This is a genomic window from Methylorubrum podarium (assembly GCF_022179745.1).
Classification (GTDB): domain Bacteria; phylum Pseudomonadota; class Alphaproteobacteria; order Rhizobiales; family Beijerinckiaceae; genus Methylobacterium; species Methylobacterium podarium.
The window spans coordinates 1-11,752 of record NZ_BPRD01000097.1 but is presented as its reverse complement, the minus strand read 5'-3'; the positions used below and the strand labels follow the sequence as shown (position 1 = coordinate 11,752).

The 11,752-nt window shown below is 71.3% G+C and carries 12 protein-coding genes; 3 read left to right on the top strand and 9 right to left on the bottom strand.

Annotation, left to right across the window (positions count from 1 at the left end; translation table 11 throughout):
* The 4 genes from MFF42_RS05175 to MFF42_RS05160 all read right to left on the bottom strand — a co-directional run.
* Nucleotides 1-406 (bottom strand): Na+ dependent nucleoside transporter N-terminal domain-containing protein (locus tag MFF42_RS05175; RefSeq protein WP_283206857.1); only part of this gene is annotated, 406 nt, incomplete at its 3' end.
* 89 nt (nt 407-495) lie between these two features.
* Entirely contained in the window at nt 496-1,146 is a 651-nt protein-coding gene (locus MFF42_RS05170; protein WP_238254808.1) for a class I SAM-dependent methyltransferase, read from the bottom strand.
* 43 nt (nt 1,147-1,189) lie between these two features.
* Nucleotides 1,190-1,882 (bottom strand): DUF2625 family protein, encoded by a 693-nt coding sequence (locus MFF42_RS05165; RefSeq protein ID WP_238254807.1) that lies wholly within the window; start codon nt 1,880-1,882, stop codon nt 1,190-1,192.
* Between the two features lie 49 nt (nt 1,883-1,931).
* On the bottom strand, nt 1,932-3,080 hold the full coding sequence (locus tag MFF42_RS05160) for a glycosyltransferase family 4 protein (protein ID WP_238254806.1): 1,149 nt from the start codon (nt 3,078-3,080) through the stop codon (nt 1,932-1,934).
* Between the two features lie 81 nt (nt 3,081-3,161).
* Between MFF42_RS05160 and MFF42_RS05155 the strand changes: the two genes are divergently transcribed.
* Complete coding sequence (locus MFF42_RS05155; RefSeq protein ID WP_238254805.1) at nt 3,162-4,358, top strand: DNA topoisomerase IB; 1,197 nt, start codon at nt 3,162-3,164, stop codon at nt 4,356-4,358.
* An 18-nt stretch (nt 4,359-4,376) separates the two neighbouring features.
* On the opposite strand, the gene MFF42_RS05150 is transcribed toward MFF42_RS05155, so the two are convergent.
* Nucleotides 4,377-5,471: a methyl-accepting chemotaxis protein gene (locus tag MFF42_RS05150; RefSeq protein ID WP_283206856.1), complete on the bottom strand. Its 1,095-nt coding sequence runs from the start codon at nt 5,469-5,471 to the stop codon at nt 4,377-4,379.
* Between the two features lie 371 nt (nt 5,472-5,842).
* Here MFF42_RS05150 and MFF42_RS05145 point away from each other — a divergent pair, with 371 nt between their 5' ends.
* Nucleotides 5,843-7,258 (top strand): cytochrome ubiquinol oxidase subunit I, encoded by a 1,416-nt coding sequence (locus MFF42_RS05145; RefSeq protein WP_238254804.1) that lies wholly within the window; start codon nt 5,843-5,845, stop codon nt 7,256-7,258.
* 53 nt (nt 7,259-7,311) lie between these two features.
* Here the strand turns inward: MFF42_RS05145 and MFF42_RS05140 are convergent, their stop codons facing one another.
* The 4 genes from MFF42_RS05140 to MFF42_RS05125 all read right to left on the bottom strand — a co-directional run bounded on the left by MFF42_RS05140 (nt 7,312) and on the right by MFF42_RS05125 (nt 10,212).
* Complete coding sequence (locus MFF42_RS05140; protein ID WP_238254803.1) at nt 7,312-8,001, bottom strand: LuxR C-terminal-related transcriptional regulator; 690 nt, start codon at nt 7,999-8,001, stop codon at nt 7,312-7,314.
* 209 nt (nt 8,002-8,210) lie between these two features.
* Nucleotides 8,211-9,107 (bottom strand): GGDEF domain-containing response regulator, encoded by an 897-nt coding sequence (locus tag MFF42_RS05135; protein WP_238254802.1) that lies wholly within the window; start codon nt 9,105-9,107, stop codon nt 8,211-8,213.
* Between the two features lie 245 nt (nt 9,108-9,352).
* Nucleotides 9,353-9,805, bottom strand: coding sequence for a hypothetical protein (locus MFF42_RS05130; RefSeq protein ID WP_238254801.1), 453 nt, complete (start codon nt 9,803-9,805; stop codon nt 9,353-9,355).
* A gap of 146 nt (nt 9,806-9,951) precedes the next feature.
* The gene (locus tag MFF42_RS05125) at nt 9,952-10,212 is read right to left on the bottom strand and encodes a hypothetical protein (protein WP_238254800.1); all 261 of its coding nucleotides are present in this window, start codon (nt 10,210-10,212) and stop codon (nt 9,952-9,954) included.
* A gap of 442 nt (nt 10,213-10,654) precedes the next feature.
* On the opposite strand from MFF42_RS05125, the gene MFF42_RS05120 reads away from it, so the two are divergent.
* Nucleotides 10,655-11,503, top strand: a complete 849-nt coding sequence (locus MFF42_RS05120) for an FTR1 family protein (protein ID WP_238254799.1) — start codon at nt 10,655-10,657, stop codon at nt 11,501-11,503.
* The last annotated feature ends 249 nt before the right edge of the window (nt 11,504-11,752 follow it).

The window sequence follows — 11,752 nt, the reverse complement described above, 5'->3', positions numbered from 1 at the left end:
GATGCAGGCGCTGGCGCGGTTCCTCGGCGCCGGCCTGCATCGCGCCGAGATGGTAGAGCACGCCGATCAGCGCCGAGACGTAGAGGATCTGCGGCAGGACCCGCAGGGCCAGGATGAAGCCCGAGCCGCCGAACAGCTCGAACATCCGCGGCTCGACGAGGCCGCCGAACAGGAAGGCGGTGCCCCGGTCGCCGAAGGAGAGCACGACGGTGACGACATCCGCCACCGCCCCGAGCGCCTTCTGCCCGGCGGGCACGAACAGCATGAGGGCGCCGATCCCGACCTGCAGCGCCAGGGCGGCCAGCACCACCCGCGGCTGGACCGCCCGCCGGTTCACCGAGAACAGCCACGCCACCGCGAGCAGCAGGGCGAGGCTCGCGCCGGCATGGGGCAACCTGTCGAGCATTCTTTTCGGACCGGGCAAGGAGGGCAGGGCTCACGGGCGGATGCGCGATCCGGGCCAGGGCGGCAAGGGAGGCCGGCCGCGGTGCCCCCTCAGGCGAAGCGCCAGACCGAGGATCGCTTGATCTCGGCATCCTCCAGCGCCCGCGTGACGGGCACTTCGTAGGTCGCGACCGGAACCAGCCGCTCGCGGGGCAGGTAGGAGCGGCCGGGATCGCCGATCAGCACCGTGCGCCCGCGCCGGTGCAGGTCGCCGAGCCAGCCGCCGACCGCGGCGGCGAGGTCGCGCTCGTAGAAGATGTCGGCGGCGAGCACGCAAGGCGCATCGGTGCCGATCAGGTCGGTGCCGTCGGCGGTGATGCGCTCGGCCAAGCCGTTGGCCGCGGCGTTGAGCGGGATCGCGTGCAGCGCGAAGGGGTCGAGGTCGCTCGCGGTGACGTGGGCCGCGCCGGCTTTGGCCGCGGCGATGGCGACGAGGCCCGAGCCCGAGGCGAAATCGACCACCCGCCGCCCCGCCACCGTCTCGGGATGATCGAGGATGTAGCGGGCGAGCGCCTGTCCCCCGGCCCAGGCGAAGGCCCAGAACGGCGGCGGCAGGCCGATCGCCTCCAGCTCCTCCTCGGTCTTCTGCCACAGGGCGGTCGCCTCGTCGGCGACCTGCAGCACGATCTCGGGCGTGTGCGGCACCGGGCGTAGGGCCGTGTGCTCGCGGATGAAGCGGACGGGGTCGCGGGCGGGGATCACGGGTTCGGCCGGATGAGGAGGAGCATGGGGGGCATGATCCGGATCAGCTCGCAAGCTCGGATTTGAGGCGCCAGAGCTCGTCGATCGGGACGGCCCGGCGGCTGACCCCGCCGCCGGCCTCCGCGGACCAGGGCAAGGGATAGAAGGAAAACGCCTGATCGAAGCCGGGGTAGGGACGCTCCTCCCAGCCGTAGAGCCCGGACAGGTCGGCGTAGAAGGCGCGGGTGTCGCCGAAGAAGCACCAGTGCACGAAGTCGGTATGGCTCAGTTCGAGCGGCTCCCATGCGAGCCCGTCCGGTGCCAGGTAGAAGACCTGCCCGAGCCCGTCCGGTCCGAACCGCCCTCCGTTGAGGGCGAAGAAGCCGCCGAGGATGTCGTCGGCCACGAGGAGGAAGGCGGGCGGTGCTTCGGGGTCCGCGAAGGCGCCGGCGTCCTCGTTCCAGCGCACGAGGGAGCGGGCGCCGTCCCCGGTCTCCGCCGGCCGGCCCGAGCCGAGCAGGCGCAGCCAGCCGCCGTGCAGCGCGATCCCGCCGCTCTCGTGCACGATCGCGCCGAGCGGCGAGCGCGTGGTGACCTGAAGCCGCAGCAGAGCCGGGTCGCGATGCTGCGGATCGGGCGGCAGGATGCGGCTCGGATTGGCCTCGGGGTCGGAGGCCCAGGAGAGGACGAGCGGCCAGGCGGGATCGTCGCGGACGACGAGTTGATCGATGCTGCGGGGGGCGGCGGGCTCGGTCATCGCGAAAGCTCCCTGTCCCGGTCGATCCTATTCGCTTTCGGGACGATGCTTATCGCAGCAGCTCCGCGTAGAGCCCGGCCACCGTCCCGGCGACGGCGGCTTCCGTGTAGCCGCCGTCGAGGATGCGCGTCCGCGCCGCCGCGCCCATCCGGGCGACGAGCGCCGGGTCGGCGGCGAGCCGCGTCAGCGCGGCGGCGAGCGCGGCGGCGTCGCCCGGCGGCACGAGCAGGCCCTCGATCCCGTCGCGCACGAGGTCGCGGCAGCCCGGCACGTCGCTGGTGAGGATCGCCCGGCCGCACGCCGCCGCCTCGAGCAGCGTGCGCGGAAGACCCTCGCCGCCGCGGGAGGGCAGGGCGCCGACATGGTGGGCGGCGAACGCGCCGGCCACATCCTGGGTCGGACCGTGCCACGCGACGCCGTCGCGCGACCAGTCCCGCAGGGTCGCCTCGGGGATCGCCCGGCGGTTCGAGGGGTCGGGCGCGCCGTAGAGCGAGAGCTCCACCGCGGCCCCGCCGGCGCGGGCCTGCCGCACCGCCTCGACCGCGACGTCGATGCCCTTGGACCACAGCATCCGTGCGACGATGGCGACCTTGAGCGGTGCGGACGGCGGCAGGGGGCGGGGCGCGAAGGCGTCGGGATCGACGCCCGCGCCGCCGACCAGGGTCACGGCGGTGTCGGACGGGTCGAGGCCGAGCGCGCGGGCGTCGTCCGGGTTCTCGAACAGGAAGCGGGTCTGCCCGCTCGCCAGCGGACCGCGGATCAGCCCCTTCAGGGCGAGGCGCGACAGCCGCCCGGTCGCGTCCGCGCGGGCGCCGAGCAGCCCGAGGCCGGTCAGGGCGAAGACGCGGCGCGGGATGCCGGCCATCGCCGCCGCGGTGCCGCCGACGAGGATGCCGCGCAGGGCGATGCAGTGGACGATGTCGGCGTTCAGCGCCTTCAGGATCCCGGAGAGCTGGCCCGCCGCGTAGCCCGCCGCCATCGGGTTCAGGCTGGAGCGTTCCGCTTCCAGGGGCACGACGCGGATGCCGGCCGCCTCGATCGCGGCGCGGTGCGCGCGCACCCGCGTCACCACCGCGACCGAGAGCCCCATCGCGAGGGCGGCGCGGGCCATCGGCAGGAAGTGCGAGGCGAAGAACCAGTCCTCGGTGACGACGAAGACGAGGGTCTTTTTCGCGGGTGGGGCGGCGGAGGCGCTCATCGGCATCGCCATAGCACGGCCCCGGTTCCGGAACAGCGCCGGCTTCCTTCCGGTTGTCGCCCACGGAAAAGGGAGTCAGGCATGCTGTCGGACGAGGTCGGAGCCGGCGTGGTCGATCCCCGCGAGGCCGCGCGGGATGCGGGCCTGCGCTACGTGGACGATTCCAAGCCCGGCCTGCGGCGCAAGCGCAACGGCAAGGGCTTCCGCTACATCGATCCGAAGGGCGCGGCGGTCCGCGATCCGGAGGAGATCGCCCGGCTGAAAAGCCTCGCGATCCCGCCGGCCTACACGGATGTCTGGATCTGCCCGCACCCGAACGGCCACATCCAGGCGACCGGGCGCGACGAGAAGGGGCGCAAGCAGTACCGCTACCATCCCCGCTTCCGCGAGGCGCGGGAGGCTTCGAAGTTCCACCGCATCATGGCCTTCGCCGAGGCGCTGCCGGGCATCCGCCAGCGGATCGACGCCGACATGGGCAAGCGCGGCCTGCCGCGGGAAAAGGTGCTCGCCACCGTGGTCCACCTCCTGGAGACCACGCTGATCCGCGTCGGCAACGACGATTACGCCCGCTCCAACAAGAGCTACGGCCTCACCACCCTGCGCGACCCGCACGTGAAGATCGCCGGCTCCGAGATGCGCTTCCGCTTCAAGGGCAAGAGCGGCAAGGAATGGTCGGTCTCGATGCGCGACCGGCGGGTCGCCAAGATCGTCAAGGCCTGCCAGGACCTGCCCGGCCAGGAGCTGTTCCAGTACCTCGACGAGGAGGGCGAGCGGCGCGACGTCACCTCCTCGGACGTGAACGCCTACCTGCGCGAGATCACCGGCGAGGATTTCACGGCGAAGGATTTCCGCACCTGGGCCGGCACCGTGCTGGCGGCCCTGGCGCTGCGGGAGTTCGAGTCGTTCGACAGCGCCGCCAAGGCCAAGAAGAACCTGCGCGCGGCGATCGAATCGGTCGCCGGGCGGCTCGGCAACACGCCGACCATCTGCCGCAAGTGCTACATCCACCCGCAGATCCTCGACTGCTACCTCGAGGGCGGGATGCTGCTGCAGGTGAAGGAGGCGGTCGAGGGCGAGTTGAAGAACGGCCTCGACACGCTGCGCCCGGAGGAGGCGGCGGTGCTGAGCCTGCTGCGGGGCCGGCTGGAGCGGGCGGCGAAGGCCGCCGGGGCCGATCCCGAGGGCACGGCGACGATCGAGCCGCCGCGCCAGACCGGGGGGCGCAAGGCGAAGGGATCCGGCCCGAAGCGCAGCTCCGGCGGCCGCCGGGCGGCGTGAGCCGCGTCCCAGACCCGGTCAGGCCCCGCCCTGGACGATGGCGCCGTACCAGCCCAGCCCACGATAGGTCTCGTAGCCCGGCGTCCGGTGAAAGGCCGTGACCGTGCCGCTCCGGGAGTCGCGGACGATCCCGCTCTCCCGTCCGTTCAGGTCCGCGGCGAGGGTCTCGGAGAGGATGCCCTTGCCGTCGGAGGCGGCGAGGATGCGGCGCTGCGCGTCGACGAGGACCACGCGGGTGCGCGCCCGGTCGTCCTGCGCGATCCGCACGCCCTCGACGATGGCCTTGGCCTGGGATTCCCAGTCGAAGTGGATGGCGAGGACGCCGCAGGCCGAGGCGCCGGCCCGCTCGTAGATCCCGGCGGCGTAGGTCGCGACCTGCGCGCCGCCGAGCTGCGCCTCGCGCCGGACCTCGCCGGGGACGTAGTCGTCGCCGCTGCGCAGGCGGATCGCGTCCCGGAACCAGGGCTCGCCCGCGACGCTGCGCCCGCGCAGGTTCGGGTAGCGGTCCGGCCGGCCGTTGGCGAGGACGGTCCCGTCGCGGCCGCACAGCCAGAGATCGAGGTAGACGGTGTAGGCCGACAGGATCACGCCGAGCCGCTGCGACGCGTGGTCGGCCGCACCGGCCGCGCCGTCCCCGTCCGGCCGGGCGGCGCAGGCGACCACGGCGGCGTCGGTGGCCCACCAGCGCACGTCGCAGGTCCGCTCGTAGAGGTTGCGGTCGATCAGCTCGATGGCGTTGAGGGAGAGATCGACCAAGCGCTCGCCCTGCGCCCTCTCGGTCATCGCATCGACGCCCTGCTGCAGCTCGGCGATCCGCGTCGTCAGCCCCGTCTCCAGCTCCTGCGCCAGGGCCTCGATCGCGGCGCCGATGCCGCGCACCTCCTGCGCCACCACCGAGAAGCCGCGCCCGTGCTCGCCGGCGCGGGCGGCCTCGATCAGGGCGTTGAGGGCCAGCATCTTGGCCTGGGCGGTGATCTGCCGGATGCGCCCGACCCGGTCCTGGGCGATGCGGCCGACTTCGCGGGTCAAGTCGGCGATCGTCGCCGGCCCGTCCTCCGGCGGCTGCGGTGCCTCGCGATGGAACAGGGAAGGAGCCGTTGCTGGTGCCGCCATGGCGATGACCCGGTCTGCGTGTGGGCCAAAGTTCCCGTGGCGAGATTAACATAGATATAAAATGCGACGTTTTGCGCCGCCGATGCCTGACATCGCCGACACGGACGGTCGGGGCGCGGGTTTCGCCGCCGATGCCGGCCTCGCGACCGGCTCCGATCTTCTCCTGTTTCGCAGGCGCCGGCGGCGGAGGCCGCGATCGGCAGCCGTTCCTTCCGGCAAGATCAACCGATGCAATTGCAGAGCGTGGAGAACCGCGGCACGGTAATCCGGTTGACGGAGCATCCGCTGCCGCCCGCCATGCCGCGCGCGGCCCTCCGCTGCGCGCGAACCGTCGTCCCGCGGCCAGGCCCCACGGTCAGGAAGGTGAAGCCATGGAACTCGATGCCCTGATGCTCTCGCGCATCCAGTTCGGCTTCACGATGGCCTTCCACATCATCTTCCCGGCCTTCACCATCGGCCTCGCCGCGTTCCTCGTGCGGCTGGAGGCGCAGTGGCTGTGGACGCGCAACCCGATGTACCGGGTGCTCTACCGCTTCTGGGTGAAGGCCTTCGCGGTCTCCTTCGGCCTCGGCGTCGTCTCCGGCATCGTGATGAGCTACCAGCTCGGCACGAACTGGTCCGTCTATTCCGACTTCACCGGCAACGTGCTCGGGCCGTTGATCCAGTACGAGGTCATCACCGCCTTCTTCCTGGAGGCGGGCTTCCTCGGGATCATGCTGTTCGGCTGGGACCGGGTCGGCGACCGGCTGCACTTCGTCTCGACCTGCATGGTCTCCCTCGGCACGCTGATCTCCGCCTTCTGGATCCTCTCGGCCAATTCCTGGATGCAGACGCCCGCGGGCTTCGTCATCGAGAACGGGCGGGCGGTCGCCACCGACTGGTGGCAGGTGATCTTCAATCCGAGCTTCCCGATCCGCTACGCGCACATGGTGCTGGGCTGCTTCCTCACCACCGCCTTCGCGGTGGCGGGCATGGCGGCCTGGATGATCCTGCGCGCCCGCAAGGAGCCGCCGGAGAAGGTCGCCGGCGCCCGGGTCTCGCTCTCCATGGCGATGTGGTTCGCGGTGATCTTCACGCCGATCCAGATCTTCGTCGGCGACGCCCATGGCCTCGCCGTGCTGAAGCTTCAGCCGACCAAGCTCGCCGCGATCGAGGCGAACTGGGACCGTCAGGCCAACATGCCGCTGCTGCTGTTCGCGATCCCGAACATGGAGGCCGAGCGCAACGACTTCGAGATCGGCATCCCGAAGCTCGGCTCCTTCATCCTCACCCACGACTTTTCCGGCGTGGTGCCGGGCCTCAAGGACGTCACGCCCGACAAGCGCCCGCCGGTCTGGCCGGTCTTCTATTCGTTCCGCATCATGGTCGCGATCGGCATGGCCATGCTGGGCCTCAGCCTGTGGAGCCTGTGGCTGCGGCGGACGGGGACGCTGTTCACGAACCGCACCTTCCTCACCTGCGCCATGCTGATGACGCCCTCGGGCTTCGGCGCGGTGATCTTCGGCTGGTTCACCGCCGAGATCGGGCGCCAGCCCTACATCGTCTACGGCCTGCTCAAGACCGCCGACGCGCATTCGCCCCTGACCGCCCAGGCGGTGACGACCTCGCTCATCGCCTTCATCGTCGCCTACGCGATCATCTTCGGCTTCGGCAGCTACTACCTGGCCAAGCTCCTGCGCAAAGGTCCGGAGCCGTTCGAGCCCGCGGTGCCGGGCGAGGATGTCGGCCGCAAGCCCAAGCGGCCGCTCTCGGCGGTCGACGAGCGGCTGGAGCCGCGGTCCATCTGACGCGGCGCGGACGGCCGCGCCCGCGTGAATCGACCGGTGCCGGCCGATCTCTCTCAGGCCCGGGCGGCGAGGGGCGCGTGGCGGGCCGGGCTGCGCGGCGTCTCGGTGTCGATCACCGGGGCGAGGCCGAGCTGGCGGGCGAGCGTGACGAGATCCTTGAGGCGGCCGGTCTGCGTCTTGCGGCGCAGGTTCAGCCGGTGGGTCTCGACCGTGCGCACGCTGAGCGAGAGACGGCGGGCGACCTCCTTGTTGCTGAAGCCGGCGCTGAGGAAGCGCAGAACCTCCGCCTCGCGGGGCGTGAGGCCGATGGCCAGATCCTCGGCCGCGGAACAGGGGGTGGCGGGCGAGACGCCCTTGGCGAGGGCGAGCACGCTGGCGCAGACCTCCTCCGCCGGAGTGCCCGCGCCGACGAAGGCGTCGGCGCCGGCCGCGATCAGCCGGTTCATCGCCGGCGCGTCGAGGCTCCGGAACACGGCCAGCACCCGCAGCCAGGGCCGCCCCTCCCGCAAGCCGGCGATCCGGGCGCAGCCGGCCTCGGTGCGCGCGCCGTCCACCGGGACCAGCGCCACCGCCGGCACCGGACCGCCCCGGACGAGGTCGTCCTCGCCGATGGTGCGCAGGGCCGGCGCGTGTTCCAGCTCGGCCCGCATCCGGGCATCGAGCCCGGCCGCCTCGTCGACGATCAACAGCTCGATCGCCCGGCTCGCAAGGTGGCCGGCGGTGTGACTGACGGCTTGACTCATGCCGCTCCCCTCTCGTCCCGCCGCAGAACGGTGCGGCCTGTGCGGAGGGAGAAGAACAAGAGTCGTTCCAGCGGCTTAGGGGCGATTCCGGCGCCGAAACGTCCCCGCGCGGCGCCGCCGGACCGGGGCCGTCCCGCTTCGGGACGGTCGCAGGCGGGGGAGGCGGCCGGAAACGGGGCCGTGTCCCGTTGCGGCGCGGCCGGCGCCGGTCAGGCCGTCCGGGCGAGGACGAGGTCGGTCATCGCCGAGACCACGCGATTGCGCCCCGTCGTCTTGGCCTCGTACAGGGCGATGTCCGCCCGCTTCAGCAGGCCGTCGATGGTTTCACCCTCGGACCACTCGCTGACGCCGAAGCTGCAGGTGAGGCGCACCGGGCCCTTGGGCGAGCGGATGCGCAGGTCGGAGGCCTTGAGGCGCAGGCGGGAGGCCAGGGCCTCGGCCTCGGCGAGCCGGTGCCCGGCGAGCACCACCGCGAATTCCTCGCCGCCGAGCCGTCCGGCGATTCCCTCCGCCTCGATCAACCCGGCCACCGCCTTGATCGCCGCGTCGCCGACATCGTGCCCATGCTCGTCGTTGATGCGCTTGAAATGGTCGATGTCGAGGAGGACGGCGCAGAGATGCCCGAACGAGCCGGTCTTCTGGGCGGCGTCCCGCGTGCGGTTGAGGAAGGCGCGGCGGTTGAGCAGGCCGGTGAGCGGATCGGTCTCGGCGAGCCGGATCAGGTCGCCCTGAAGCGTGGTGAGGCGCTCGGCGGCCCGCAGGCGCGCCTGCAGCTCCTCGGCGCCCGGCGGCTTGTCGATGAAGTCGTCGGCGCCGCTGTCCAGCGCCTCGGCGAGGTTGCGGGCGTTGCGGGCCGAGGACATGGCGATGATCGAGAGCGGACGGCTCGACTCGGCCAGCAGGCGGGCCGACCAGCACAGCTCGAGCCCGCTCAGGGGTCGGACTTCCAGGCTGGTGATGAGGGCGCGGACCTTCGGGGTGTCGGTGACGTAGGCCAGGGCCTCGGCCGAGTCGGTGAACTGCGTCACCACGTGTCCCCGCGGTTCGAGCATGCCGGCCACGATCCGTAGGACGACACGGCTCGAATCCACGATGACGATGTGCACGGCTCTAGCCCCCGCTGAACGAGGGAGATTGTGCGCAAGACAAGTTAAGGGCTCGTCTAGAGCGTCATCCTGGGAAGCGGTCGCCGGCTTGTATGAAAAGACGTTGGAAAAACAAGGGGCTGGAGCCTTTTCGCCGTTTCATGAAACCAGCAGCATGCACCTGTTCCTCGTTGTCGCATGATGTTTTCGAAAAAGCCGGATCCCAGCTTTTCCGCATCACGCTCCGGAGCATCGCCGGATCGAGCCTATCGGGCGCGGGCTGGCACCCGGACCGAGACGACCTGGGCGCCCCCTCCCTCGCTCTCGGAGCGCGGGCTCGGATCGGTCCAGTTGCCCTTGGAGTCCTTCGAGAGGACGCGCGCTCCCGTTCGCCGGACCGCGGGGCGGCCGCCGACGGAGCTCTGCCGCTCGATCACGGTGAGCGTCGGGCGCGCGGCGGGTGCGTCGCGGATGCCGGCGACGGTGGGAACGCCGTAGGTGCCGTAGCCCCAGGCCGGCGGCACGATCCGGCTCGTGCTGGGAAGCCGCGTGAAGGGCGCGCCGAGATAGGCGCCCTCGACCGCCGGGCCGGCGAAGCGATAGCCGGCCTCCCCATAGCCGTATCCGTAGCCGTAGCCGTAAGGGTCGGCGGCGGCACCGGAGGCGCCGAGAACCAGCAGGGCGGCGAGGCCGGCGGCGCGGGCGAGAACAGGGCGCATGGATCGAGGCTTCTCCGGTGGCGCAGTCCGAGGCGTGCGCGAGTCCTGAAACGAATTCGGCACCCGCCATGCTCGTTCCACCCGGCCTCCTCCCGCCAGCCGATGCAGAATGCTGAGACGGGTGCCGTCTCGGTGCCCGAGCGCGCTCAGCGGCAGATCGTGACGCGACGGACGATCCAGCCCTCTCCCTCGATCCACAGGCGGCGGCGCTGCTTGTTGCAGTTGGCGCTGTCCTCCTCGCTGTCCGAGACCGTGGCGGTCTGGGAGACTTGCTGGGAGACTTGCGTGGCCTCCGCGACCTGGGTCGTGCTGCGGCCGGTGCCCGGAGCGGCGAGGCTCGGCGCCGCGGACAAGCCGATCAGGACGAGGCCGGCGAAGGCGGCCGCGGCGGTGGGGTGCGCGATCATGGTTTCCTGCCCGCGCGCCGCAGCGGGCGCGCTTCAACGGTTCAGCTGGGGCGGCCGGTGGCCCGCCTCGCAGGCGCCGCCGCATCGTGCATCAACAATCCCCAACGTGGCCGTTCGGTTTCGCGCCGCCGTCCGGAAAACGGCGAAAATTTGTCGGCCATCGGCGTGGCGGCCTGCGGCGCTACGGCGCGTTCTCGCCGACCCGCCGTGATGCTTGCGAAGACGGTGCAAAGAGTAGTACTGCCACGACCAGCGAAACATCGGCGCTTCGTCGCCCGGAACTGGACCGCTGTTCTTGTTAGGAACGTTTCTAATCTACGAGTTGCATCAGAATATTATTGTTTCGTGACAAGTATTCGCGGTGCTGCAAGGGGCCGCACCGCCGTCGAGGAAGACAATCCGCCGGGACGTGCGTTCCGCGGATCGAAACGGGAGCAATCGGATGACGGACGGATCGACGTTCGTGCAGGCTTTCATCATCCTGTTCCGCGAGGGACTGGAAGCACTGCTGGTGATCGCGGCGCTCGCCGCCTTCCTTCGCCGCGCGAATGCGGCGGAGCGGATCGCGCCGGTCTATGCGGGTGCGCTCGCCGCCGTCGCCGCCAGCGTGGTCATGGCGTGGGTGTTCGCGACCTACTACGACGGCAACCACAGCGACCTGTTCGAGGCCGCGGTGATGCTCGCGGCCGCGGTGCTGCTGTTCTACATGAGCGGCTGGATGTTCGTCCGCCAGGACCCGAAGGCGTGGCAGGCCGACCTCAACCGGCTCGCCGAGCGGGCCCTCGGGGCGGGCACGGTGCTGTCGCTGGCCGGCATCGCCTTCCTCGCGGTGTTCCGCGAGGGCGCCGAGACGATCCTGTTCGTCCACGCCCTGGCCAAGACCGCCAACGGCTTCGACGCCTCGCTCCTGAGCGGCCTCGCCGCGGCGGCGCTGGCGCTGGTGGCGATGTTCGTGGCGATGCAGTGGCTGGCGCTGCGCCTGCCGCTGCGCCCGATGTTCATCGTGACCTCGGCCTTCCTGTTCTTCATGGGCCTGCGGATGGTCGGCGAGGCCTTCCAGGAGCTTCAGGAGCAGGCGCTGATCCCCTTCACCACCGAGGGCATGCCCGCCTTCGTCTCCGACTGGGGCCTGAGCAACGGCAGCTGGGAGGCGCTCGGCACCCAGCTCGTGATCCTGGCCGTGGCCGTGGCGGCGGCCCTGGTCAGCCTCCTGCGCAAGGGAAGCGGCAAGGGGAGCGGCAAGGACGCGGAGGACGCCCGCGAGGGCCGGCCGGTCTCGGCGGCCTCCTGATCCGCGCGCCGGTGCCCATTCCGAGATGGGCGCCGGCCGTCGTCACGTCGGATCGACGCGTCCAAGCCGGGCCCGTCGGGGCCGCGGTCAGGACTCGGGCCGTCTCCCGTCGAACAGGTAGACCACCGGCTCGAAAGCCTGCGCCTCCGCCTCGATCATCTGCGAAATGATCGTCCACGATCCGCCCGCGAGTCCCGCGCCGATGAGCGGGAAAGCGACCGCTTCGAAGCCGTCGCTGCGGGCGCGGCT